Source organism: Mucilaginibacter flavidus, assembly GCF_024055575.1.
Classification (GTDB): Bacteria; Bacteroidota; Bacteroidia; order Sphingobacteriales; family Sphingobacteriaceae; genus Mucilaginibacter; species Mucilaginibacter flavidus.
Genome location: NZ_JAMXOE010000024.1, coordinates 1 through 25,330, shown reverse-complemented (window position 1 = coordinate 25,330; position 25,330 = coordinate 1). Strand labels below are relative to the sequence as shown.

24 protein-coding genes are annotated in these 25,330 nt (G+C 43.1%); 15 read left to right on the top strand and 9 right to left on the bottom strand.

All coding sequences use genetic code 11. The features are described from left to right. Nucleotide 1: 1 nt before the first annotated feature. Together NAF19_RS24930 and NAF19_RS24925 are read right to left on the bottom strand one after the other, a co-directional pair. Nucleotides 2-751 carry an ankyrin repeat domain-containing protein gene (locus tag NAF19_RS24930; RefSeq protein ID WP_252793079.1) on the bottom strand — a complete coding sequence of 250 codons (750 nt, stop codon included), beginning with the start codon at nt 749-751 and terminating at the stop codon, nt 2-4. A 94-nt stretch (nt 752-845) separates the two neighbouring features. After that, the gene (locus tag NAF19_RS24925; RefSeq protein WP_252793078.1) at nt 846-1,349 is read right to left on the bottom strand and encodes an endonuclease V; all 504 of its coding nucleotides are present in this window, start codon (nt 1,347-1,349) and stop codon (nt 846-848) included. A gap of 212 nt (nt 1,350-1,561) precedes the next feature. Between NAF19_RS24925 and mazG the strand changes: the two genes are divergently transcribed. From mazG to NAF19_RS24900, 5 genes are all read left to right on the top strand, one after another. Then, a complete protein-coding gene (gene mazG / locus NAF19_RS24920; protein ID WP_252793077.1) occupies nt 1,562-2,365 on the top strand; it encodes a nucleoside triphosphate pyrophosphohydrolase in 804 nt (267 codons plus the stop codon). Nucleotides 2,366-2,428: 63 nt separating this feature from the next. Further along, nucleotides 2,429-2,881, top strand: a complete 453-nt coding sequence (locus NAF19_RS24915; protein WP_252793076.1) for a hypothetical protein — start codon at nt 2,429-2,431, stop codon at nt 2,879-2,881. 190 nt (nt 2,882-3,071) lie between these two features. Next, nucleotides 3,072-3,638, top strand: a complete 567-nt coding sequence (locus NAF19_RS24910) for an RNA polymerase sigma factor (RefSeq protein ID WP_252793075.1) — start codon at nt 3,072-3,074, stop codon at nt 3,636-3,638. Beyond that, entirely contained in the window at nt 3,619-4,998 is a 1,380-nt protein-coding gene (locus tag NAF19_RS24905) for a hypothetical protein (protein ID WP_252793074.1), read from the top strand. Before NAF19_RS24910 ends, NAF19_RS24905 begins: the two co-directional genes overlap by 20 nt. Then, entirely contained in the window at nt 4,995-5,744 is a 750-nt protein-coding gene (locus NAF19_RS24900; protein WP_252793073.1) for a hypothetical protein, read from the top strand. The genes NAF19_RS24905 and NAF19_RS24900 overlap by 4 nt, the downstream gene beginning before the upstream one ends. A gap of 63 nt (nt 5,745-5,807) precedes the next feature. On the opposite strand, the gene NAF19_RS24895 is transcribed toward NAF19_RS24900, so the two are convergent. Then, on the bottom strand, nt 5,808-7,028 hold the full coding sequence (locus NAF19_RS24895; protein WP_252793072.1) for an ABC transporter permease: 1,221 nt from the start codon (nt 7,026-7,028) through the stop codon (nt 5,808-5,810). Between the two features lie 227 nt (nt 7,029-7,255). On the opposite strand from NAF19_RS24895, the gene NAF19_RS24890 reads away from it, so the two are divergent. The 3 genes from NAF19_RS24890 to NAF19_RS24880 all read left to right on the top strand — a co-directional run bounded on the left by NAF19_RS24890 (nt 7,256) and on the right by NAF19_RS24880 (nt 10,927). Next, the gene (locus tag NAF19_RS24890; protein ID WP_252793071.1) at nt 7,256-8,473 is read left to right on the top strand and encodes an exo-beta-N-acetylmuramidase NamZ family protein; all 1,218 of its coding nucleotides are present in this window, start codon (nt 7,256-7,258) and stop codon (nt 8,471-8,473) included. 155 nt (nt 8,474-8,628) lie between these two features. Continuing rightward, complete coding sequence (fmt, locus tag NAF19_RS24885) at nt 8,629-9,552, top strand: methionyl-tRNA formyltransferase (protein ID WP_252793070.1); 924 nt, start codon at nt 8,629-8,631, stop codon at nt 9,550-9,552. Nucleotides 9,553-9,610: 58 nt separating this feature from the next. After that, nucleotides 9,611-10,927 (top strand): BNR repeat-containing protein, encoded by a 1,317-nt coding sequence (locus tag NAF19_RS24880; RefSeq protein WP_252793069.1) that lies wholly within the window; start codon nt 9,611-9,613, stop codon nt 10,925-10,927. Between the two features lie 51 nt (nt 10,928-10,978). Here the strand turns inward: NAF19_RS24880 and NAF19_RS24875 are convergent, their stop codons facing one another. Beyond that, nucleotides 10,979-11,269 (bottom strand): hypothetical protein, encoded by a 291-nt coding sequence (locus NAF19_RS24875; protein ID WP_252793068.1) that lies wholly within the window; start codon nt 11,267-11,269, stop codon nt 10,979-10,981. A 73-nt stretch (nt 11,270-11,342) separates the two neighbouring features. Here NAF19_RS24875 and NAF19_RS24870 point away from each other — a divergent pair, with 73 nt between their 5' ends. The 4 genes from NAF19_RS24870 (at nt 11,343) to NAF19_RS24855 (ending at nt 13,960) form a co-directional block, all read left to right on the top strand. Next, nucleotides 11,343-11,930, top strand: coding sequence for a hypothetical protein (locus tag NAF19_RS24870; RefSeq protein WP_252793067.1), 588 nt, complete (start codon nt 11,343-11,345; stop codon nt 11,928-11,930). 140 nt (nt 11,931-12,070) lie between these two features. Further along, a complete protein-coding gene (locus tag NAF19_RS24865; RefSeq protein WP_252793066.1) occupies nt 12,071-12,352 on the top strand; it encodes a DUF4342 domain-containing protein in 282 nt (93 codons plus the stop codon). 33 nt (nt 12,353-12,385) lie between these two features. Beyond that, nucleotides 12,386-13,159: an ABC transporter ATP-binding protein gene (locus NAF19_RS24860; RefSeq protein WP_252793065.1), complete on the top strand. Its 774-nt coding sequence runs from the start codon at nt 12,386-12,388 to the stop codon at nt 13,157-13,159. A gap of 45 nt (nt 13,160-13,204) precedes the next feature. Beyond that, the gene (locus tag NAF19_RS24855; protein ID WP_252793064.1) at nt 13,205-13,960 is read left to right on the top strand and encodes an ABC transporter permease; all 756 of its coding nucleotides are present in this window, start codon (nt 13,205-13,207) and stop codon (nt 13,958-13,960) included. A gap of 7 nt (nt 13,961-13,967) precedes the next feature. Here NAF19_RS24855 and NAF19_RS24850 read toward each other — a convergent pair whose 3' ends face one another. Beyond that, nucleotides 13,968-16,511, bottom strand: coding sequence for a hypothetical protein (locus NAF19_RS24850; RefSeq protein WP_252793063.1), 2,544 nt, complete (start codon nt 16,509-16,511; stop codon nt 13,968-13,970). Between the two features lie 101 nt (nt 16,512-16,612). Then, the gene (locus NAF19_RS24845; protein WP_252793062.1) at nt 16,613-16,945 is read right to left on the bottom strand and encodes a hypothetical protein; all 333 of its coding nucleotides are present in this window, start codon (nt 16,943-16,945) and stop codon (nt 16,613-16,615) included. A gap of 209 nt (nt 16,946-17,154) precedes the next feature. Between NAF19_RS24845 and NAF19_RS24840 the strand changes: the two genes are divergently transcribed. Continuing rightward, complete coding sequence (locus NAF19_RS24840; RefSeq protein WP_252793061.1) at nt 17,155-17,373, top strand: hypothetical protein; 219 nt, start codon at nt 17,155-17,157, stop codon at nt 17,371-17,373. A gap of 134 nt (nt 17,374-17,507) precedes the next feature. On the opposite strand, the gene NAF19_RS24835 is transcribed toward NAF19_RS24840, so the two are convergent. After that, on the bottom strand, nt 17,508-18,299 hold the full coding sequence (locus tag NAF19_RS24835) for a hypothetical protein (protein ID WP_252793060.1): 792 nt from the start codon (nt 18,297-18,299) through the stop codon (nt 17,508-17,510). A 210-nt stretch (nt 18,300-18,509) separates the two neighbouring features. Here NAF19_RS24835 and NAF19_RS24830 point away from each other — a divergent pair, with 210 nt between their 5' ends. Beyond that, entirely contained in the window at nt 18,510-18,743 is a 234-nt protein-coding gene (locus NAF19_RS24830; RefSeq protein WP_252793059.1) for a hypothetical protein, read from the top strand. A gap of 83 nt (nt 18,744-18,826) precedes the next feature. On the opposite strand, the gene NAF19_RS24825 is transcribed toward NAF19_RS24830, so the two are convergent. Both NAF19_RS24825 and NAF19_RS24820 read right to left on the bottom strand, forming a co-directional pair. Further along, nucleotides 18,827-19,867 (bottom strand): AI-2E family transporter, encoded by a 1,041-nt coding sequence (locus NAF19_RS24825; RefSeq protein WP_252793058.1) that lies wholly within the window; start codon nt 19,865-19,867, stop codon nt 18,827-18,829. Nucleotides 19,868-19,942: 75 nt separating this feature from the next. Continuing rightward, nucleotides 19,943-20,251, bottom strand: a complete 309-nt coding sequence (locus NAF19_RS24820) for a hypothetical protein (RefSeq protein ID WP_252793057.1) — start codon at nt 20,249-20,251, stop codon at nt 19,943-19,945. A gap of 549 nt (nt 20,252-20,800) precedes the next feature. On the opposite strand from NAF19_RS24820, the gene NAF19_RS24815 reads away from it, so the two are divergent. Beyond that, complete coding sequence (locus NAF19_RS24815) at nt 20,801-25,021, top strand: hybrid sensor histidine kinase/response regulator (protein WP_252793056.1); 4,221 nt, start codon at nt 20,801-20,803, stop codon at nt 25,019-25,021. Nucleotides 25,022-25,330: the final 309 nt, after the last annotated feature.

The window sequence follows — 25,330 nt, the reverse complement described above, 5'->3', positions numbered from 1 at the left end:
ATTACCCACTCACCAAATATGCGTTCGGCACATTCGCCGGATTATAATCAATCCCATACGCATGTTTAATTAAAAGCGACACTACTTTAGCTACTGTTTCTTCTTTCCGGTGCATTTGGGGCAGCGAGCCCATCATGGCGTAGCTGATAGGATTTACGGCCGGGATAAATGTTTCCCATTCATAACCTTTGCCCCATACCAGGCCTTTTACGGTGATGCTTAAATCAGCAGCATGCTCAAGCAGGAAGAGGAGCATATCCGCGGAGTTGTTCAAGTTCTGATTTACAGTATGAAAAATTGGAGTATGGCCGCCAAAGCCATATTCGTCAAGTGCTGCTTTGGCATTTATATCGGCGCCATTTTGCACCAATACTTTTGCACAGGCAACGCTGTTATACTCAGCACAAAAATGCAGCAGGGTACCACCGGTTAATGGTGTAAAGGTATTATTGAATAACGAATATGTTTTGGATAAGATGACCGGGTCGTTGCCAATCAATGTTGCTAATTTGGCGGCATCATCAGTAAAAACGGCGAGCAAGGCCAGATCATCAAATTGCAGCCCGGCATCGATAAATACCCGTACGCAATCTTTAAACCGGGGCGAACGGAAATACATTTCGACCATGGTGGTAAAAAGCGGAACACCATTGTGTACCTCGTTCGGGCTGCCGCCCTGGGCAAAATAATTGCGGATACCGGCTACAGAATGCACCTCGATATCGTAAAGCATTTGGGTATAGTCGGGCATGACTTTTATCATTAAAAAACAAATAAAGATATTTACTTTTTGTAAGCTTTACACGCATCAATTTAAGTAAATAGCACAACAGTCTTCGCCAGCATCATACCTGCTTTGTCAACTGGTCGAGCTTTTTTAATAGCGTTGGCATTCTGAATTTACCACTCATGCTTTTGATATGAGCGGCGGCAATTTCAGCGTCCATCCCGATTGAGGAAATAAACAATGGATTGCTGCTATCACCCCTGTATACAGGCATTTTCAGCTTGTCTACTGTGGCAAAATTTGATTTAGCCACGCCGATGACTGGCCACCTGTGCGTTATCGCTTCGTATAAATGTCCGCCAAGTCCCAATTTTCCGTCGTCATCCAGGAATACGTAGCCATCAACAATTATTGCCGACACGTTTTCGGTATTAATTTTACCGAGCAGGCTTAAAATACATGGCAATTCACGTTTGTAAAATTCTCCCGGTACATATTCAGCAACATGTTCCAGTACCTCGGTATAAACATTAAAATTATCGATATCGGCCCAACCCTCAAATTCAAGACAAACTGTTTTGGCTTTTCCATCAAAATAGTAACTATCGAAGGCAAGGATCATAGATACTAAACGTTTATGTGGGTTATCACAGTGTCCATTTTTTAAGATTTGATAAAAATAATCTTTTGTGGTTAGTTTTCAGGTTTTAACAATTTCTGCCCCCGTCTTTTGCCAAATTCGTGTAATTCTAAATAATTTGTGCAATTAGGGTTGTTTAAAATAATTCGTGTAATTCGAAATAATTCGTGTAATTCGTGTTAATCAAATACAACATGCCACTAACGCCCCCATCTACTGCATCTACACCCGAAACTGCCTTCACCCGGCTGCTGACCATAATGGATGATTTGCGCCTTAACTGCCCGTGGGATAAAAAACAAACGCTTGAAAGTCTGCGCCATTTAACTATTGAAGAAACCTACGAACTATCAGACGCCATATTGAGCGCCGATATGCCCGAGATAAAAAAGGAACTGGGCGATATTATGCTGCACCTGGTTTTTTACGCCCGCATTGCATCCGAAACCAACGAGTTTAATATTACTGATGTGCTAAACGGCATATGCGACAAACTGGTAAACCGCCACCCCCATATTTACAGCGATGTAGAAGTACAGGACGAAAACGATGTAAAACGCAACTGGGAACAGATAAAACTTAAAGAAGGCAACAAGTCGGTATTGGGTGGGGTACCCGCATCATTACCTGCACTGGTGAAGGCATCACGTATACAGGAAAAAGCCCGCGGCGTAGGGTTCGACTGGGAGGAGAAAAAACAGGTATGGGCCAAGGTAGAAGAAGAAATGCAGGAATTTAAAAACGAATTTAACGCCGAAGACGAAAGCACTATTGACCACGAGCGGGCTGAAGGTGAGTTTGGCGATCTGTTGTTTTCACTAATAAATTATGCCCGGTTTATAAATATTAACCCCGAAAATGCATTGGAGAAAACTAATCGTAAATTCATCAAACGCTTTCAATATCTTGAGGCAAAAGCGGCCGAAAACGGCAGGCAGCTGAAGGATATGAGCCTTGCCGAAATGGATATTTTTTGGGATGAGGCAAAAAAAATATAAAATAAGCCGATAATTGTAGCGTTGATAAAAAGTTAACGTAACCGTATTAAAATAAGCCTCGATATGAAATTTAAGTTTACTTACCTGTTGCTGCCATTAGTGGCCATTATTGCAATGAGTTGCGGCGCAAAGAAAAGCTCGAATCCCACTCCCACCATACCCGATGGCAATTATTCCGGGCAGTTCAGGCTTATACATATTCATAACGACAATACTTCCGACACCGTAAAAGCGAACATCACGGTTTATATCTCGCCGGTTTCTACAAGTACCTATGCTGTTACTGGTGACACCACAACCGTACATGCCGGCAGCAAAGGCAACTTTGTGTTTTATTCAAATGGCACTGTCCAGTTTGCCGACAAAACCTATTCGGCCTCGGCGCCTGTTACTAAAACCCATTTAAATGGTTTGTATGCCTATGCCTTCGACGGCAACATATTTAGAATGGTGGCTTATGGCGGCACTGCAAATAACCTGGTGCTGCAATATGATTTGGCAAAAACAGGCAATTGACAAGAACCAAGATTCAAGAGCTAAAAGTTAGAAAATATAATAACAGCCGGCCTGCTCAAATGCCGGCTTTTTTATTTGCCCGAGCCTAACGTCGCCAACAAACTAATTTTTATCAGCTGTAGCGATTTTGTATTTACCATCGTATTGGGTATAAATTAACAATAAATTTGAGCTGAATTAAACATATTTAATGCATCAACCGCGCGGCATTGCTGAAGACGAAATAATTGGCAAGTGCAAAACAGGCAGCTTAAAGTACCAGGAATTGCTATACAAGCAGTTTTATGGCTATGCCATGGGTATTAGCTTGCGCTACAGCATTAATCGCGACGATGCCTTAGAGGTTGTAAATGACGCTTTTATAAAAGTATTTAACAGTATAAAAAATTATAGTAGCGACAGGCCATTTAAAGCATGGCTGCGCACTATTATAGTTAATACCGCTATTGACCGCCGCAGAAAGGAATTGAAATTTCAGATGCATGTTGAAATTGAAAATGCAATGCCTATTGGCAACAGTGTTAGCGCTATTGAAAATTTAAATGTGCAGGACATTTTAAAGCTGATGAAGCAACTGCCGCCCATTCAACTCACCATTTTCAATTTATACGAAGTAGATGGTTATAGTCATGACGAGATATCAAAAATACTGGCTATACCCGAAAGTTCCTCGAGGGTTTACCTGAGCAGGGCTAAAGAAAAATTAAGGAATTTATTACGAGCAGAAACACATAACCATGGACGATCAGTTGGATAACGACTTAAAGAACCGCATACGGGAAGTGTTCGACAACTACGAGGACACTACTGCCGATGAAGGCTGGCTGCTGCTGCGGGAGAAGTTTCCGGCGCAGAAGAAGCGGCGCGGCATCATCTGGCTATGGTGGAGTGCTGCCGCAATTTTACTGGCATTTTTAGGTATTGGGCTTTGGATGAACAGAAAACACATCCAGCCAAAAGATGAAATTGTAAAAAAGGTAACTCAGCGGCCAAAGCATGAAAATTTAGCGATTAAAAAAATAGAGAAAGATACGGCGAACAACTCCGCCCCCTCTGTTCAAAACAAGGCAACGAGCAATTACCATAACATGGCCATTAACAGGCATCACCATACCGCGCCCGACAGTAACTACCTGGCTGCCTTGGTTAAGCCTGCTGTTGCGCCTAATAACACGGGTAATCAAATTGCTATTAATCAGCCGACCAAAAAACCAGCTAATTTCCAGCAAATACCCGGTAATGTAGCGGCACCTATCAATACCCCTGCAGTTGCAGCATTACCGAAAAATCCGGCAGCAAACACTTCGGCAACTCCCGATGTGCCGATAAACAATCCTAATGCGGCAAAAACACCTGCCCCGGTTATCGCGCAGCAAAAACAACCTGCCAAAACTATTATGGACATGTTTGCCACCGACAAAGGAAAGCAACCGAATAAAAAAGATGCTGATGTGCCCGACAAAAAAGTAAAGTTCGGGGTGTACGCGGGTACTTATTTCAATTACTCGAAAGGGAGCGACAACCAGGTTAATTTAGGCGCAGGAGTAACATCAGACATAAAAATAAGCAAGAATTTAAAAGTGGTAACCGGTATATCTATTGCCCAAAACTCAATGAGTTATGGCGGCTTCCCAACGGCTTTGGCATCCGCAAAAAGCAATTTAACTACGCCGTCCTCATATGGCGTGCAGGCGGCAAATATTACTGCAGCCTCAACGCCAACGGTTAAAAACTATAACGCCAGCCTGGTAGGGCTTGATGTGCCTTTAAATTTGAAATACGAGATCAATCCCGACAAATCCGATGCGTACGTTTCACTGGGGTTAAGTTCCGGCACTTTTATTAATGAATCGTACTCGTATAAGTATAACTACCCATCTTTCCTGTCGTCATCATTACAGGCCACCAGGGATCAAACTACCGGAAACAGTTTTAACAGTTTCTATTTTGCAAAAACGCTAAATGTGGCTTTTGGGGTAGGTTATCCGTTTGGCAAAAACAGGCTGATTATTGAGCCGTTTTTGAAATACCCGCTTGCTGGCATGGGCTCGCAGGACCTGCGCTTTGGCGCCGGAGGCGTAAACCTTAAGTTTAATTTCCTATCATCGCATAAATGAAAGCATTTACCTTAACCTTATCATTTTTTTTCATTCTGACTGGTGTTTATGCGCAAAAAATTGAGTTTTCGGTACAGGCAAACTCAGGGTTCTTTCGTTATGCCGGTAAATCGGCAACGGCTGAATCGTATATTCACCAGGGCCAGCCCAAAATATCAAACTATACAAACAACCCGTATGGCAACAAGAGTGGTTTTGGTTATGGCGCCGGTTTACAGGGGCAGTTTGTAAGCAAAGGCGGCTTTATCGCCGGGTTGCAGGCGGGTTACGAGGCATTGAAAAGCAAGGTCGATATTAACGGAATCCTGCTTTACAACACCTCATACGATTACCTGCCCGGGGCTAATTTTGTGCAGGCGCCACCAGTTGATGCAAGAGGCGAAACTTATTTAAAAAACAAGTTCCTAAATGTGAGTCCATACATTGGTTACCGCATCGGCCTAAAAAACATTAAGCTTGATTTAATGCCTGGTATTGATTTGGGATTTACCCTTACCACCTACGAAAACGGCAAGGCAACCACAACCGACGGCAATAACACCACGGTACAAACCGGGTTAAAGCATGATAAAGCACCTACCGATGTGCGAATTAAATTTGGCGCAGCGCTTATTTATAACAGGGTTGGTCTTAATGCATCATACGCGCACGGGCTCACCAATTACCAGGGGAATATAATTGGCGATGCGAATTTTGAAGCGCACAGTGAGTTGATGAGGTTTGGGGTAAGTTACAGGTTGAACTAAGGAGTGTGGAGTACCGATTGCGGAATTTTTATAATTTATTCATCAATTAACCAATCTCTAACATCACTTAAACTGTATCGCTTTTACCGGTTCAATGCGGGTTACCAGCATCGATGGTATTAGCATTACCAACAGACAAACTACCAATGTGCCCGCATTTAGCAGCAGGATTTCGACCCAGTTAAACTGAACGGGTACAAAACTCATGTAGTATGATGCCTGGTCGAGTTTGAAAAAGTGGGTATAGGATTGGAACAGGCCTATTCCGAAACCAAACAAATTGCCGTATAACATGCCCATGCCGATAAGGTAAAGTGCGTTGTACAGAAATACTTTTTGGATGGCCCAGTTATTGGCGCCCATAGCTTTCAAAATGCCAATCATCGGGGTGCGTTCTACAATCATAATCAGCAGGGCCGATATCATATTTATCACCGCAACCAAAATCATCAGTGTTAATACTACCGTCGTATTACCGTCGAGCAAATCGAGCCAGCCGAAAATAACCGCATAGTTCTCCATAACGGTGTATGTTTTCAGGTGCGTGGGCAGCGCATTATCAACAGCGTTTGCCGACTCATTGATATCATCAAAATTATTAACCTGTATTTCATAGCCACCAATTTCACCGGGTTTCCAGTTGTTGAGGCGGTTAATCAGGGCAAGGTCGCCAATCACATAGGTTTTGTCTACCTCCTCAATACCTGTGCTAAAAATACCCCTGATGGTAAAAGGACGCCAGCGCATGGATTCCTGCACAAAAAACATCTTTATTTTATCGCCAACTTTAAGTTGCAGCCTGTCGGCCGTAACCTGCGAAATCAGGAGCTGTTGTTTGGACTTTGTGGTATCGGTAAAATCCATCACCTTGCCGCTGACCAGGTTTTTGCCAAAAAACGCCCAGTTGTAGTTTTTATCAACACCTTTAAGCACCACGCCTTCAATTTCGCTTTGCGTTTTTATAATGCCCGGCTTAATGGCAAAGGGTGCAACGGTACTGATGTTATTAAGTGTTTTCGCCTTTTTTTCAAATTTATCATCGGCCGCGAAGGGTGAGTTTTCGTAGGAGTTATTTAAGTCAAATTTCACTACTTGGATATCACCCGAGAAGCCGCGGATTTTCTCCCTTATCTCATCTTTAAAGCCGCGTACAATAGCCAGCGTAAGTATCATAACGCCTAAACCCAGCATAATGCCGATTATGGCTATGCGCACAATTAATTTTGAAAATGTGCGCTTTGATTTAAACGTTATACGATTGGCTATAAAATAGGCGAAACTCAATGCAAATGGTTTTTTTGTACCTTCGCAAATATGCGGTTTTGTGGTTAAAAAGCAGTAATTATATTTATTGAAACAACTTGCGGGTTAGTTTCACCACGAAGGCCGCAAAGGAGGCACGGAGTAACAGAGATTAAAAAAAGAGGAATAGCTAATACTTGAAACCATACAAATTTTTCTCTATTCTCTCTGTGATTTCTCTGAGCTCTCTGTGGTCAAAAAATCTACTTATGAAAAAAATATCTGTCTTAATACAAATCTTCATCATTGCCTGCTCGTTATCGTGCGCGGCAACGACGCCACGAAATATTGATGGAACACGGGCGAACAAACCGGCAATTATAACCGGCGCTGACCAAACAGCCTTGTACATCAATTACCTGCGCGGCAAAAACGTTGGGATGGTTATTAATCAAACGTCGGTTATCGGAAAAAACAAAACGCTTAGTCTTGATACCCTGCTGAAGCTCGGCATCACGGTAAAAAAAATATACGGGCCCGAACATGGTTTCAGGGGCGATGCCAGTAATGGCGCCGAGGTAAATAACAGCATTGATGCAAAGAGCGGCTTACCGGTGATATCCATTTATGGCAACAAACACTACAAGCCTACTGCAGAAGACTTGGCGGGGATTGATTTGATGATTTACGACATACAGGATGTTGGCGCGCGGTTTTACACCTACCTGAGTACCCTGCAATATGTAATGGAAGCCTGCGCCGAAAATAACATCGAGCTGATGATATTGGACAGGCCCAACCCCAACGGTTTTTATGTTGACGGACCGATATTGGATACCGCTTATCATTCATTTGTCGGCATGAACCCCATCCCCGTTGTGCACGGCCTCACCACTGCCGAGTACGCCCAAATGCTGAATGGCGAAGGATGGCTTAAAAATCATGAACAATGTAAGCTGAAAATTATTAAAGTGGCCAACTATACCCACAAAACGCCCTATACGCTACCGATAAACCCTTCGCCAAACTTAAATACAGCCAAATCAATTTTGCTATATCCATCGGTTTGTTTGTTTGAGGGGACGACCTTTAGTTTGGGTCGGGGTACTATGTCGCCATTTTTGCAACTGGGACACCCGGCACTGGCAGGCAAATACAACTATTCGTTTACACCGATCAGCATTAAAGGTATGAGCGAAGACCCGCCACAAAAAAACAAACTTTGTTACGGCATCGACCTCAAAAATTACGACACCAACATCATTTACACCAGCGGCAAACTGAACCTGGCCTGGTTGCTTGAACTGTACAAGGCCCTGCCGGATAAAGACCATTTTTTTAATGCCTACTTTACCAAACTCACCGGCACCACCGATTTGCGTAAACAAATAGAAGCAGGAAAAACTGAGGCTGAAATACGCGCCAGTTGGGAACCGGGCTTAACCAGGTATAAAACGATGAGGGCTAAGTATTTGATTTATCCGTGATTCTTGCGATTAATTCAACTAGCAGGGTATCATCCTGAAAATTCACCTAATTTACATTAGTGTAAAATTGCTAACAATTGCATTTAATTTTTGCGGGATTATTAGCAGGGGTGCATTTTTATTGCTAACTTTAGAGGTCAGCGTTTTAATTGCTTATGAGAATAATTTTTATGGGTACGCCCGAGTTTGCGGTAGCATCGTTAGATGCCCTGATAAAGGCAGGGTGTGATATTGTTGCGGTGATTACCGCGCCGGATAAACCTGCCGGCCGGGGTAAAAAGCTGAGTGAGTCGGCGGTGAAGCAATATGCGGTTGAAAACGGAATAAAAGTATTACAGCCAGAAAAGCTTAGAGATCCTGAGTTTTTAGAGAAGTTAAGATCGCTTAAGGCTGAATTGCAGGTTGTAGTGGCGTTTCGGATGCTGCCCGAGGTAGTTTGGAACATGCCGTACCGCGGAACCATTAACCTGCATGCATCATTATTACCACAATACCGCGGCGCCGCGCCTATTAACTGGGTGCTGATTAATGGCGAAAAAGAAAGTGGGGTTACCACGTTTTTCTTGTCGCACGAAATTGATACCGGGAATGTATTGTTTACCGAAAAGGTAACACTAACAGGCCATGAAACAGCAGGTGAATTGCACGACCGTCTGATGAATAAAGGGGCAGGCCTGCTGGTAAAAACTGTAAAAGGTATTGAAAGCGGCAGGTATAACGTGCACCTTCAGTCGGCGTTGCTTGACGGTGACGGTGTTGAATTAAAGCATGCACCTAAAATATTTAAAGAAGATTGCCTGATAGACTGGCTGCAACCCGCAGAAAGCATCTACAACAAAATACGCGGACTTAGCCCCTATCCCGCTGCATACACCTTGCTGAACGACAAGATATTAAAAATATACCGGTCTGAATTTGAAATTGCCGAACCCGGCATACAGCCCGGTGGCTTTTTAACCGATAACAAGACATATCTTAAATTTGCCGCGCAGGATGGTTATGTGTACTTAACCGAAGTACAGCTGGAAGGTAAAAAGCAAATGGATATTGGGGCGTTTTTGAGGGGAATTAAATTTTAGTACAACTTACGTACCGGTAAAACTTACGAAGTTTTAAAAACTTCGTAAGTTTGATACTATGCCAAACTGCCTACGCCACTTTTATGTACTGTTAATATTAGCAGTCACATTTTCCGCCTATTCCCAGCAACTAAAAATTACGACCATTGGCAAAGGCTGGGCAAACAATTCTGTAAATGCTGTAATCTTTCGTAAAAATTCGCTGGTAACTTTTAAAGGGATACAGTACGCCGCCTATTATGATAGCGGCCAATTTGTTATACTGGCTAAGAGGCAAAGCGGTGCGACCAGCTGGCAAACCACCCGTACCCAATACAAAGGAGATGCCGCCGATGCCCATAAAGATATTTGCATTATGGTTGATGACGCCGGTTATTTGCACCTGGTTTGGGGACATCATAACCAGCCACTAAACTATGCTATAGGTATTGCACCGGGTAGTTTAACATTGTCAGCCAAAATGCAAATGACTGGCGCCAATGAAAGCCATGTTACTTACCCCGAGTTTTATAAACTATCAAAAGGTGGTTTATTATTTCTTTATCGCGATGGCGCTTCGGGTAATGGCAACCTGGTAATTAACAAGTACAATACAGCTACCAAAAAATGGACGCAAATTCAAAGTAACCTTATTGATGGTGAAGGGAAACGCAATGCCTACTGGCAAATGGCAGTTGACAAACAGGGCGTCATCCACCTCTCGTGGGTGTGGCGCGAAAGTCCTGATGTGGCTAGTAACCATGATATGTGTTATGCCTGCTCAAAAGATTGCGGCATTACCTGGGAAAAATCAACCAGTGAAAAATACAAGCTGCCGATTACTGCTGCTAATGCAGAATATGCAGATATTATTCCCCAAAAAAGCGAGCTGATTAACCAAACATCCATGTGTACTGATGACGCGGGCCATCCATTTATTGCTACTTACTGGCGCGATTCGGGCCAGGCTGTGCCGCAGTATCATATAGTTTATAACGCCAACGGTAAGTGGCGAAGCAAAAGCCTTGGTTTTCGTAAAACGGCATTTAGCCTGAGCGGCGGCGGCACTAAAAGCATCCCCATATCGCGCCCGCAAATTGAGGCCTGGCAACATGGCAAGGCTACTGCTGCTGCTTTAATTTTTCGCGATGCTGAACGTGGAAACAGAGTTTCGGTGGCTGCTAATTATAATCTTACAACTGACAATTGGCGAACAGTGGACTTAAACGAGGTACCGGTTGGTGAATGGGAACCGACTTATGATACCGAACTTTGGAAGGACAAAAAGGTGTTGGACTTATTTGTGCAGAAAGTAACGCAGGTGGATGGAGAGGGCAAAGCAAATACAGCACCGCAAGCGGTGCAGGTTTGGGAATGGAAACCAGAGAAGCAATAAAAAACAGCTGCTAATGTGCCGCACCGTGCTTTTCCAGGTATTCAGGTTTCTCTAAAACATCAAAATGCGAAACCATAGGTTCAAACTCGAGCAAGTAATCCTCCTCGGGGTAATACGGGCCTTTTCATAATCGTCCCCGGCAAACAGCTTTATCGACTCATAGTCGTCCCAAAAGGTTAGCGTGTAAATGTGGGTTACTTCGTTCTCATCGCGCTTTAGCAGGAATACACCGCTGTTGCCTTTAGTTTGGCCATAATCGTGCAGGCCTGTTTGTAATAAAAACTGGTGGTAGGCTTTGGCCCTAGTTCTGGGCACCATGCCGTGCCACATTCTTGCTATCATAAAAATGGTTTTAACATAAATTAATGCCGGCAAGCCGGCCGCTATTACAATTATATTGTAATTTCATACCATTATGAAACAAGCGTTGCTACTATTCTGCTTTTTACTTTTTGCTGGCAAAGCACAGTGCCAGCAACCGGGATACACCCTGCCGCATCCCGAAAATTGGGGCAAGGAAAAAATATCATTTCCTATTGGATTTGCCCCATCGATCCCATTTAAGGGTATGGAAGAAATCCGTTTTACACCCAGATGGGGCGATATTAAAAGTGAGGATTATTGGTCGTATACTTTTGTTTGGTTTATTGAAGGGGCGCCGGTTATCAATGCCGATTCATTAAAACGATACCTTACTCAATATTATACCGGGCTATATTTCACTAATCAAAAAGAAAGCCCCACTGGCAACCGCGCCTTTACGCAGATCCAGGTAACAAAAATTATTGCTGCAAATGGCGACATGGATACGTATGAAACTAAAATCAACACTATTAATTTTTTAAATAAGCAGCCGTTGGTTTTAAACGGGAGCATACATTTGCGCAGATATGCAGCAATAAACCAGACAGCCCTGTTAATCGAAATTTCGCCGCAGGATTATAAACATCCGGTTTGGGTGGGAATGGATGGTATTGTGGGCGGGTTTAAGGTTGGAGACTAACGCCTTGTTCTGACACGCAAAGTATTGCGTCTCTACAAAAGTTTGCTACAATTATTTTAACTTTCCATGTAACATTCTGATAGCTAACTGTCTCCAAAGTATATAAAATTTAAAACCTCACCTTTAAACTATAAATTAAGATGACCACAAAAGAAACATTCTCCATCAACAGCGAATCGCTGATGGCGAAAATAAAGGAACTGATAAAAGAAGGTAACGTAACAAGGATTATCATCAGCGATAAAATGGGGAAAGACCTGCTAAATTTCCCCCTAACGGTAGGCGTTTTTGGCGTTTTGATTGCCCCTATGTTTGCTGCGGTGGGCGCTTTGGCCGCCATAGTTACCGAATGCACCATCACCGTTGAGCGTGAAGTAGCCGACGAGCCGGAAGAAATTAAAACAGATGCCAAACCACTGTAATTTTATTAGCTTGCATGCCTGAATTTATTTTAAATGAAAGAGGACAACATATTGACGGTTGACGGCCTTTGCGTTAGCTATGGTAAATTTAATGCAGTACAAAACGTATCATTCAGCGTGCGCAGGGGCGAAATATTTGGTTTACTAGGGCCAAATGGCGCCGGCAAAACCAGCACCTTAAGCGCGGTTGAAGGATTGTTAAAACCGCAAGGCGGCACTATCATCGTCGACGGGAACGATGCGGTAGCCAAACCATTACATGCTCGTGCATCGTTAGGTGTGCAATTGCAATCCACCAGTTTTCAAACAGAATTGTATGTGATAGAGGTTTTGCGGCTTTATGCCGGTATTTACGGTGTACCTATGAGCAAAAACGACCTGCTTGGTATCCTTCGCGAGATTAACCTGGAAGACCAGGCTACGAAGAAATTCGGGCAGCTTTCGGGTGGGCAACAGCAAAGAGTATCGTTGGTAATTGCAACCATTCATAATCCAAAACTGGTATTGCTCGACGAGCCTACTACAGGGTTAGATCCGCAATCGCGCCGGCAACTGTGGGAGCGCATAGATGCCATCCGCGATAAAGGCCATGCAGTATTGATCACCACGCACTCAATGGAAGAAGCCGAATCGGTTTGCGACCGTATAGCCATCATTGACCACGGGCGTGTTATAGCAATTGACACTCCGCAAGCCATGGTCGACAAGCATCGCAACGACCCTGAAGTTATTGCAGTATCGCGCCGGGGCCGTGTAACCCTGGAAGACGTATTTATTGCATTGACCGGTAAAGCCGTACGCGGGTAATTCAATCAATAAACAAAAAATCTTTGATTCACCAATTAATTCCTCATGGAAACTTCGATACCCAAAACCTCAACCATATTAAAAACATTGTTACGTGCCGATCTCACCACGCAATGGCGCAACCGGCGTGCCGTGATATTGACGTTGATTGTGCCGGTTATAATACTGGTATCATGGAAGGGCCTTATCCCAAAGCTTGGCGGCCCTTTTGTCCTGTCAAACAGTATTACAATTGGCCTGATAGCAACCGGGCTGATGGGATACTCGAACAGTATAGCGCGGGACCGCGATAAAGGAATTTTCCAGCGGCTTAGGGTGGGTCCTTTACCCGCCTGGACTATTATGGGGAGCCGTATAGCCGTACAGTTAGGCATGATATTTTTGATTGCAACTTTCGTGTTTATTGCAGGCTATGAATTCGACGGAGTAAAACTGACGGCCGGTGGATATGCATTATCGTATCTTACTTCACTTGCAGGGGGGCTGGTTTATTTAAGCGTTGGCCAGGCTATTGTTGGTGGTATCCGGAGTCCGGAAACGGTGAATGCAACCAGCAGGTTAATCTACTTTGTATTTATTATGTCGGGCATGTTTGGGGAATTGCTTTTAGCGGATGCAGGGAAAATACTTCACGACATCATCGTATGGTCGCCGTATGGTACAGTAAAAACCATCGTTGCAGCCGGAATGGAGCCCGCCAAATGGAACAATGAAGCATCGATGGCGTTGCTGGTAACACTTGGCTACACCATTGTATTTGCCTTTATGGGCATTAAATGGTTTAAGTGGACATCGAAGTAAACCCGATTCAGAAAACCTGTTCCGCATAAAACAGTCGGCCTTCCGTATCCATTCCCTGCAAAATAATCCGGAACTTATTGGCCCGGCCTGAATTGTAAAAACGGAATTTTAAAACGCCACTGCTATTGGTTCCGATGTCGTGGTTCCAATATAATGCGGCGCGGCTATCTGTGGTTTTACCGAAACCTGACTTGCTATAATCCGGGGCGCTAAATTCACGGGAAACGCTGTAACCGTTAAAAATAAAATGGTCGTAACCGGCCATTCCCTTCATCGCTTTTATTTCGTCGGCTTGTTTTTTTGTATAGATCATCATTGTACCCGCATTGCCGCCATTAAAAGGTGCAAAACTTACAGGCGGAGGCAAAAACCTGATCATGGCCACTTCCTCCAAATTAATATCTTTAACAGCTGTAAAATCTACCGGAACCTCGTTAAGATAAAAATAAGGCAACTGGCTTTTATCAGCGCCTATGCCCATTTCGGCCTGCATGCCGGTGCTTTCGGTTACATCGGCAGGCTTATTTGGCTTCGGCAGGCTGTTACCTCCCCGGTATAAAAAAACCGTTTGGGTATTGTCCCCAATAATTTGTAACCCCGGAAACCTTCCCCTTATATAATTAACAAGGCCAATATTGAGGGTTGGGTTGTTTACGAGGTCCAAAGTAAACTCCCGGTTTGAATGAAAGAGCGGAGATACATGATCGTCAACGAGTTTCTCGGTCGGTGTGGTTTTGGTTGATTTTATCTTTACCGTTTTTAGTATAATAACGTTGTTTTTAAAACGTGTATTTTCATCGGCTTTTGAACCGGCAATGTAATAGCTGCTTATTCCAGGTGGAACTTCCGGTGCAAATCCGTCGGTCTTTGCCCGTTTTAAACTATCACTAATGTTTCCAAATAACTTACCCGTTAGCTTTTCAGGTTGATTTTTTTTATCCGTCGACTGTAAATAAACATCCGACAAACCCGCGTGATTAAAATCTTTTATGATAAAGCTGCCGCTGCTATCAGGGGTTACATAACCAATAAATTTGGACGAATCCTGGTTCATCACCAATATTTTTACCTGGCTTTTATCTTTTAAGCCTCCCGGTGATTTGTAACCCGTTATCTTACCGGCGACGTACTGCGAATTCTCTACAGGATATTTTATAGCCTCGCTGGAGCCACTTAATATTTTCTGCCAAACAAAATGCCGCCAGCCGCGGGTAAGCATTACTAAATCAAGCTGCCGGGCCAACGAGTCGCTTGTGTTCTTAAAATAATAACCGGGCGTATTCACTTCGCCATTCAGCTCGGGACTAAGCAGCAAAGCCGAAAATATATTTTGCCCGGCGGCAGTTTTATCAAAAGCTCCTGCATCAGTAACCGATACCGAAAAGCTGCCGTTTATAGGCTGGCCGTTTTCGTCTTTCAATGCAGTCGAGAATGAATTATAAGCTCCCGGAGCAAATGAAAGTGTATCCGGCTTTATCGCCGTGGGCTGTATATCGTGCTTATTTATAAAAACTATACGCTCGGCACAGGGAATTTTATCACCATCAAAAACAGTTAACCTTAATATCCCTGTTACAAACCCTGCTTTAGGTAAATTAAACAGGTTGGCGCCCCTCTTTAACTTTAAAGGATACGAACTTACCGCTCCGTTGTTTTGAAAGGCGACAAGCACACAATTTGCAAACTTTAAATGTGCCCCCACATAGGCAATTTTAAGCGCTACAGTACTTTCGTTTTGGCTCGCACGAAGACAAATACCATTTTCTTTTATCGGCGGCAATTCGAACTGCTGGGTGCTACCATCGGCAAACTGCACCGATGCCGTGTAGGTACTATTGGCAAATGCATTGATAGCAAACTGCCCCATACCATCGTGAACCGTATTAAACTGCGCCACAGTTGTACCGGTATTATCGGTAACAACCCCCGCGACGTTTACAGCTACGCCATCGCTGTCATAGGCGCGAAACGCAATGTTCGACATGTTATCGTCTATTATTTCCCCACCTTCAGGGTAAAAATCAAGGTGTAAGGTTTTTTTAGCAGCGGTTTTTTTTACCTGGATGCTGGTTGAATCGGCAAGATTTTTTATGAATATTTTTTGTTGATAATACCCGTCCCTGTCAAAATTCATCATCCATGCTGTAAATGCGCTTAGCCGGTACCAACCAGACTTTAGTTGCTGATTGATATCGAGATTACCATGTGCAGTACCATTAGTTATATGCAGCTTATTTTGCATAATAACGTTGCCGGCCGTATCAGTAAGTTGCAGGTAAACAATGTGGCTAAGGGCCGTTGGCTTACCATAAGCCATAGCATAAACTTTATACCAAATAGTTTCACCGCTGGTGTACACATCCTGGTTAGTGTGCACAAATACTTTTTCGGAAGGGTACTTTTTGAAATATGCTGTTAAACAATCTTTGAGGCGGGCGGCAGATGTATCAGCTAGTGTGTGCCCATTTACAGGCTCTGTTACTTGCTGTGCAAAACAGCAAAATACAGGCAGTAACAAAACAAAAAAGAATGTAAAACGCCGTAACAGCAAGGCTAATATGATTAAGTAACAGGTGCGACTTTCAGTTACCTAATTTAGGCCGATTGTGTAAACAATGGAAATATAAAATTGCCGCGGGTGTAAAATATTAGTTACCAAATGCTCATTAGCAGGTAATCCTGTAGTATAGGGATAAACTTATCGATGCTGACACAGCCGTTGCCTCTGCCATAACCGCCTTTGCGAAACGTATAGAGTATACGGCCATCGTTCAGGCACTCCAAATGAAATTCCAGGTCCTCGGCTGTCCATAAGAGGTACAGGCTTTCTGCAGGGGTTTGTTCAAATTTACCGGTGCGCTCCAGGTTAATATCGTCGATATAATTTAAAAGAGTTGCCGCATTTTGCAACATCACGGCATTCGGGGTAAAAAACTCCGGGCGGGTGCCATTTAAAATCTCTTCAATTTCAGGGTGCGTATACATAGCCTAGTAAATTAATTAGCTATGTATACGTATACCGGCTTTATTAGTTTCGTGGAATGATTTGAAAATTTGATGATTTTAAAATGAAAGTTTAAAAAAAGCACAGTCCGCATCTTCAAATTTTCAAATTAACAAATCGACGTAAAATTTATTCAAAATAATCCTAACTTTACCGCCGCTGCCGGGCAGCCTTGTTAGCAAAAAGTATTATGAAAATAGTTAGCGTATTTCTTATTGTAATTGGCATTATTATCACTATCGGTTTAATAGTTTACTACAAAGATGTAGTTAACCCGGTTGATTCTGACTCTATGACCATCGGCGGCAGCGGCATGACAGCTAAGTGGCCATTATTTGTTGGTATCATCTTCACTTTTGTAGGCATCGTATTTTACTACGTTAGCCACACCGAAAAAAAGGCAGAATAAGCTTCTGATATGCAAATGTGCGGATTATGAATGTGCGGATGAGTCACATTTTCGGGACCGCCATTTATTTCTAAAGACTTGCAAGATAGTATCAAAGCAACCTTTTAGTCTGTATAATTCAAAACTATTGACAGCTATTTCGTTTGCTTCCAGCTATTGTATCCGCCTGCAACCATAAAAGCAATCCCGCTAAAGCCAAGGGCCTCAAATACGCTTGTCAGTTCGTTTCCCTGCGCTCCGTAAGGGTCGGCAATTGCGCGTGGGATGTGCAACAAAATAAACCAGAGGAATATCGTTACGCCCAACAGGATGGCAGATAATTTCAATTTAATTTTCAATATAATTGTAATGCCCGAGCTGATAAGCGCTACACCGGCGAAATAAGTCCAGAACACCGGGCCGGGCATCCATGCCGGCATCAATTTCACCACAAAATCTACATAAAGAAAGTGATCGACACCAAATAATATCATGGTTATCGACATAAAAGTTCCGGCCAATGGAATAAACTTGTCCAAAACCTGCAGCAACTTCCCCTCCTTATTGCCTGGCGGGTAGATACCAGCAACTGCAAACGCCCCATCTGCAAACACCAGCTCTTTTAACGGATTGATCCATACACCCAAATGTTTGTAATATGGGTCTTTTATCAACTCGAACGGCACCTGGGCAAATAATATTAATAATAAAAATACTCCGCCTAAAACCAGCGACACCTCACGGGCTTTTTTTTCAAAGATGATGGCGAGTCCGCAAAGTATCAATAGCGCGCTTGAAAGATAAGCCAAAGCCGCCAGGTCGGGCATTGTTGCCAGCCATGGAGGAAATATTACCGGTCTGAAGTCCGCGTATGGGATTTGTTGCGCACCAAGGCAGGCTATCATGGTGCCATAAAAAATGCGACCGGTTTTTGCAAGTGTTTCCATTAATCAGGTTAGTTTTATTTATCAAATTAAGGCGATTGTATGGCGGAAAGCAATTCAGGGCTTGTACATGTTTGAACAAGTTGGAACAAGCCGCCGGGCATGGAAAATTGCCCCTGTTTTCTCATTCTTCCACTTGCAACCCAAATATCATTGTGATAATTTCAAGGATAATAGCAATTAAAATTTATCTTTACTGCCGAGGATTAGAATATGGGATTGCCACTGCGAATAACTTATAACGACCAGGACTACGTTTATCAAATAATAGACAGCAAGATAATTAACCAGTATACCACTGAATTGCAATTGATTGTAAACGGAGAAAAGATTGCTTTGATAAAAAATGACCAACGCGTTTGGGTTCAAAAAGACGAGCAAAAATCGTTGGATCCTGACCTTGTACAGGCCCTTGGCAGGTCAGTTTCACTACGGTTAAGGATGTAATTGGTGGGGAAGTCTTGAGTCGAAAGTCGTTAGTCTCAAGTCAAAAGCAATTTCAAGACTTTCGACTCCGGACTTAGGACTCCTCACTCCGGGTTAATTCGTTTCACATAAATCTCATCGACAAAAATCATCATTACGGCAAGGGCGGGCATTGCCATAATTATCCCCATTGCTCCACCCAGCACCCCCATAACCAGCTGCCCGATAATTGTTAATGCCGGCGGCATATTTATCATCTTTTTCTGGATAATAGGCGCGATAATATTTTGCACAAGCGTTTGCACGCCGATGTAAATTAGCGCTACAATAATGGCAGTATCAGTACCTATGGTAAGGGCCAGCAGCACGCCGGGTATCATTGCCGCCAGCGAACCGAAGTTTGGTACAATTACCAGTAACCCTGCCAAAAGGCCAAGTACCAGCGCCAGTGGTATATTCATAATGCTTAATCCTATGGGCATCAAAATACTCAATAACACCATTGATATCATAGTGCCCTTTAACCATCCTTTAAGCGATAAACTAGTGCGGTTAATGATGTTACGGGCTAAATCCTTTTGATTGGGCGGGATGAGCAATATTAAACCATCTTTGTAAAGCGATGGGCTTGCGGTAAAAAAAATCCCCAAAAACAAGATGATATACATGTTGCCCAGTATACCAAAACTGGTGCTGAAAAACTGGCTGGCCGTAGCGACTAGCTTATCAGGGTTTCCACCTGATGTGGCTTCCAATACCTTACGGCCCAACGGTGTTTCGGCAAGCTTTAGTTTGGCATTACTGATGGTATGCGGTAAGGTATCACTCAGTTCAGACACCTGGGCCTGGATTTTGCTGCCCATAAACCACAACAAAAAACCTAAAATTATAAATGACCCGGCTATGGAAATAAGCATACAAATGCCGCGGCGCCACTTTGTTTTCCGCTGAATAACATCGCCGAGGCCATGAAAATAAACTGAGATAAGACAACCGGCCAGCGCCAACAGCAACACCCCGAAAGCCACCCTTGCTATCAGTATCACTATAGCCACCACCGCAACGATGCCTACCGTATACCAAACTTTTTCGGTGTAGCTTAGCTCTTTTTTTTCTTTAGGGGATAGTTGTTTTTCGTTAGGCATGATAAGTGGGGCCTGTATTTTTATTTAAAAATACGGCTTTTGCCGAACACTTAAGGCCAAATATTAACAAAATGTTTATTCGCCGGTTAGCAGGCCGCCGAGCAGGTACAAATCAATCACGTAAATCGAACTTGCCGCTAAAACTAAATTAATGTACCAATATTGTTTAAACCAGGCCCAGTAAACTATAGTAGTAAGTATGCTGAGTGCAAATAATACTACCATATAAACAGCCAACACAATAAAAAAATGGGTAAATGGCACCTGCCCTTTATTATCCAAATTTAAAATGGGGATACCCGCGCAGAGTATTACCAGGAAACCAATAATACTCCAACCGTAAACACGAGAAGGGCTTATCAGCAATTTTTGAAGTTTATGCATAGCATTTCAATCTATAAAATATTAAAAATAGTCATTTTCCTTTTTTTCTGCAATTAAATATGCGCAATAATAAAGACCACTGTAAGATATAAAATAAAACAAAATATAGTCGGTACGCGTTGAAAGATGTGCGGTCACCTGCTCAAAATCTGCAAACTGCAATTTATTATTTGAGAAAATAATAAGCAAGTATGCGCCTGGATAATAATAAAATAAAAACCCCCTTACACTCGCTGCTCGGGGGTTTTAACCTAAACCTTATCACAATGCACACGGACGTGTGCTATGAAGCTGCGAAATTAGCAAATTAAAATCACCATTCAAATGGTGGATTTAGGCTGAAAGTTGGGGAATATTGGACGAAGTGATTAACATTAGCAACGCCGCCATTCAAATTGCGTAATTACTTCAGTGTCTCTTATTTATACTTTCATCTGATGTAACAAAAACATAACCTTTCCGTTCCCGTTACGTAAAAGGCATTAATCAATATTATACCAATAAATGCTTATTCCCCGGTAAGCATTAACCTTCTTTTAATTCAGTTAAATGGTGAAAGGCTTCGGCATAGTGAAAACGTTTGTGTGTGTATTGTTTTTGCTGTTTTTATTTTTCCCTCAGACAGGTTTTACGCAAAAATCGAGTCTTAAATTCGAACATTTCAGTACCCGGGATGGCTTGTCGCAAGCCAATATCAACTGTATTATACAGGATAGCCGTGGTTTTATGTGGATTGGCAGCCGCAATGGGTTAAACAAATACGATGGTTATAAATTCACCCGGTTTCGTTACGACGCCAAAAACGAGCGGACCCTAAGCAATAACATGATTACTGACGTTGCGGAAGACAGCGACGGCAACATATGGGTAGCTACCCAAAGCGGCCTGAATATGTACAACCGTAACATGGGCACCTTTGTGCGTTACATGCATAGTGCACATAACCCCAATAGCCTGACAAATAATATACTCAACCGGCTGGCGTTCGACCATAACGGCAAACTTTGGATAGCAACGCAAAACGGGGGGCTGGATTGCTTTGATATTCATACAAAGACTTTTCAGCATCATATACACAATAAGGCAGATGCCGGCGGCCTGGCGGATGATAATGTTCGTACAGTGTTTGAAGATTCGGGCCACCGGATTTGGGTTGGTACGCTGTCGGGGGGCCTGAGTCTATACAACCGATCCGACAATTCATTTGCCAATTTTCCATTTAGGGAGCCATCAGGCAAAACTACTCTGGCGGCCAACGTTATCTCCATCATCGAAAATAATAATAATGAACTTTGGGTAGGTACGCAAGACGACGGCCTTTTTTTGTTTAATAAAACCACTAAAGCTTTTAAACAATACAAGCACGACGACAAAGACGCAAATTCCATATCAAGCAACACCATTTACTGTTTAAATAAAGACGCTGATGGCAAATTGTGGATAGGCACTGAAAATGGCGGACTTTGCATCCTCGATACAAAAACAGGCCGCTTTGCCACTTATACGCACGACGAGGTTGACAACAACAGCATTAATGGCAATTCAATTTACGGTATTTGCAGCGACAGACAGGGCAACATGTGGCTGGGGGCGTTTAGCGGAGGCGTAAATTTGTACAAAAAAACCACAGCCAGCTTTACACTTTATCGACATAACTCCTCCCCTGCAAGTTTGTCGAACGATTATGTGCTGGCAATTTTCCAGGACAGGGAAAAACAGATCTGGGTAGGTACCGATGGCGGCGGCTTAAATAAATTCGACCCCAACAATGGCACATTCAGCCACTATAAGCAAGTACCAGGTGTTTCAGGTGGCATAGCAGGTAATTATGTGCTGGTTATTAACCAGGACCGTGACGGCGATATTTGGGTGGGCACCTGGGGCAATGGCATCAGCATTTTAAATAAAAAAACGCAAAAGTTTACTTACCTAACCAAAAATCCGGCTAATCCTAATAGCTTGCTCGGAAATAACGTGTACAACATGATACACACCCGCGATAATAAAACGTGGATAAGCGTTTTTGGTGGTGGGCTGGATTGTTATGATAAGCAAACAAAAAGTTTCACTCATTATAAACTTGATATCAACAACCCCAAAGGGATAAGCAGCAATTATATCTACAGTTTGCATGAGGATAGGCAGGGCAATTTATGGATAGGCACATCAGATGCCGGCCTTGACTTACTCGACCGTAAAACAGGCACATTTACCCATTTTCAGCATGATGAGACGAAAAACAGCCTCAGCAATAATGGCGTAACTGATATTTTTGAGGATAGAGATGGTAACTTATGGTTGTCTACACTATCGGGGTTAGATGTCTTTAACCCCAGAACACGACATTTTACCGTTTTTACAAAAAAAGAAGGTCTGCCGAGCGATATTACCTATGCTATACAACTGGATGATTATGGCAAATTTTGGATAAGCACCAACGGCGGTTTATCGGCTTACGATCCTAAAACAAATTCATTCAGAAATTATACCACTGAAGATGGTATACAGAGCGATGAATTTAAGCCACACTCGGCGTTAAAAGCGCAGGATGGCAGGTTGTATTTTGGCGGCATTAACGGCTTTAACGCGTTTTATCCACAGCAAATATTAAAACCGATTGCATTTTCACCGGTAGTAATAACCTCGTTCCAATTATTTAACAAGCCGCTAACAATTGCAAAAAACGGCAGCGACCCATCACCTTTAAAACGTGATATTGCTGATACAAAATCTATAATTTTATCCTATAAACAGTCAGTTTTCTCGCTGGAGTACGCCGCACTTGATTATGGGGCGACAGACAAAAAGCAATACACCTATAAACTGGAGAATTTTGACGCCGACTGGAACTTTGTTGGCACCAAAACAACCGCATCATACACCAACCTCCCCCCAGGCGATTATGTGTTTAAATTAAGATATCAAAACAGCGCAGGCCTTTGGTCGCCGGTGAAAGATACCTTGCGGATAACCATAGTTCCACCGTTTTGGTACACGTGGTGGTTTATTTTATTGGTTTGCGTGGCGGTGGTTGCCATAATATACGGAATATTTAAACTGAGAGTAAAAGCTATTCAGCAACGCCAGCTGGAGCTGGAAAAGCAGGTTGAAGAGCGTACTGTATTACTGGCCCGGATGACAGAGGATGAACGTAAATCGCGCGAAGAAGCCGAAAAAGCCAGGGAAGCAGCAGAAAAGGCAAGCATTGAAGCGACACAAGCCAACCAGGCCAAAAGCGTGTTTTTGGCAACCATGAGCCACGAGATACGCACCCCCATGAACGGCGTATTGGGTATGGCGGCACTTTTAAATGAAACCAACCTTGATGCTGAACAACGTGAATTCTCGCAGACCATATTACACAGCGGTGAAGCCTTGCTGAACGTTATTAATGACATACTCGATTTTTCGAAAATTGAATCGGGCAAGATGGAGCTCGACCTGCATAATTTCGATTTACGGAACTGCATGGAAGAGGTGCTCGACTTGTTTTCGGGAAAAGCCGCCGAACTTGGGCTCGATTTAATTTATTATGTCGAACCAGGTTTACCGCTTGATCTAATCGGCGATGGCATGCGGCTGCGCCAGGTGTTGCTAAACCTTTTAGGAAATGCCATGAAGTTTACCCATCATGGCGAGATTTACCTTGGTGTAAAACTTGTAAGGCGACTAAAGGCTGACGAAGTAGAACTTGAATTCGAACTTCGCGATACCGGCATTGGCATACCTGCCGATAAGTTACCAAAGCTTTTTGAAGCATTTTCGCAGGTAGATTCATCAACCACGCGTAAATATGGTGGCTCCGGCCTCGGCCTTGCTATTTGCCAAAGGTTGGTAAACCTTATGGGTGGCGATATAATAGTTACTAGCAGCCCAGCTGTTGGCACAACGTTTAAATTTACCATAAAGTGTTTGGTAAACCACGATAAAAACACAAGCATTCAAACAACAAACCGTGAAGCGATAAAAGGTAAAAAAGTGTTAGTTGTGGATGATAATGGCACCAACAGGCGTATTTTACAACTTCAACTGGAACAATGGCAACTGGTGCCAATAATGGCGCCGGATGGCATAGAAGCCATGCGTTTACTGGAAAATGGGCTGAAAGTCGACTTTGTAATAACAGACATGCAAATGCCAGATATGGACGGCATTATGTTAGCCACCGCTATCCGCAGCAATTATAAAGAAATGCCCATTATCTTATTGAGTTCGATGGGCGACGAGGCACAGAAAAATCACCCGGGCTTGTTTACTGCGGTGTTAACCAAACCAGTTAAACCGCTGCACCTCGAGAAAATTATTATTGGGCAATTTCAACTGTCGGCAGCAAGCCAGGAACAGGTGTTTACTACACAGCATACACTAAATAAAGAATTTGCGGTATTAAAACCATTAAACATTTTGGTTGCCGAAGATAATGCCATCAATCAAAAAATGATATTGAAAGTGTTGGAGAAACTGGGCTACCAGGCGGCTTTGGCCGTAAACGGCGTTGAGGTTATTAAAATGCTTGACGAGCATGATTACGACCTTATTTTAATGGACGTGCAAATGCCCGAAATGGACGGACTTGAAGCCACCCGCCAAATAAGAAAACATCATAAAAAACAACCGGTAATTATTGCCATGACAGCCAATGCCATGCTGGAAGATCGTGAAATTTGCATAAAAGCAGGTATGAACGATTACATAGCCAAACCGGTAAAGATCGACACGCTGATAAACATGCTACGGGAGACAGATTTCGGGGTACCGGTGGTGCATTGACTAAGTCAATAGTCTTGAGTCGGAAGTCTTGAGTCTTAACCTGCTCAAGGCATTCCCATTGAATTTAACGTGAGTTCGATAAGAAAGCGTAACCACAAACCTTTCGTTCGCCTCACCTAAATCCTCTCCAAAGGAGAGGACTTAAGCTTCGCTCTTCGAAATTTCCTTTTTAGAACCCTCTCCTTTGGAGAGGTGACCGTTGCGCAACTATTTGTAATATTATACAGTCGTGAGCCTGTTCAGCTGTTCTTTGAACTATTGATTAAAACGATGTCGGCAAGTTTGCCGGGTATTGTTGTTTAGGTGATA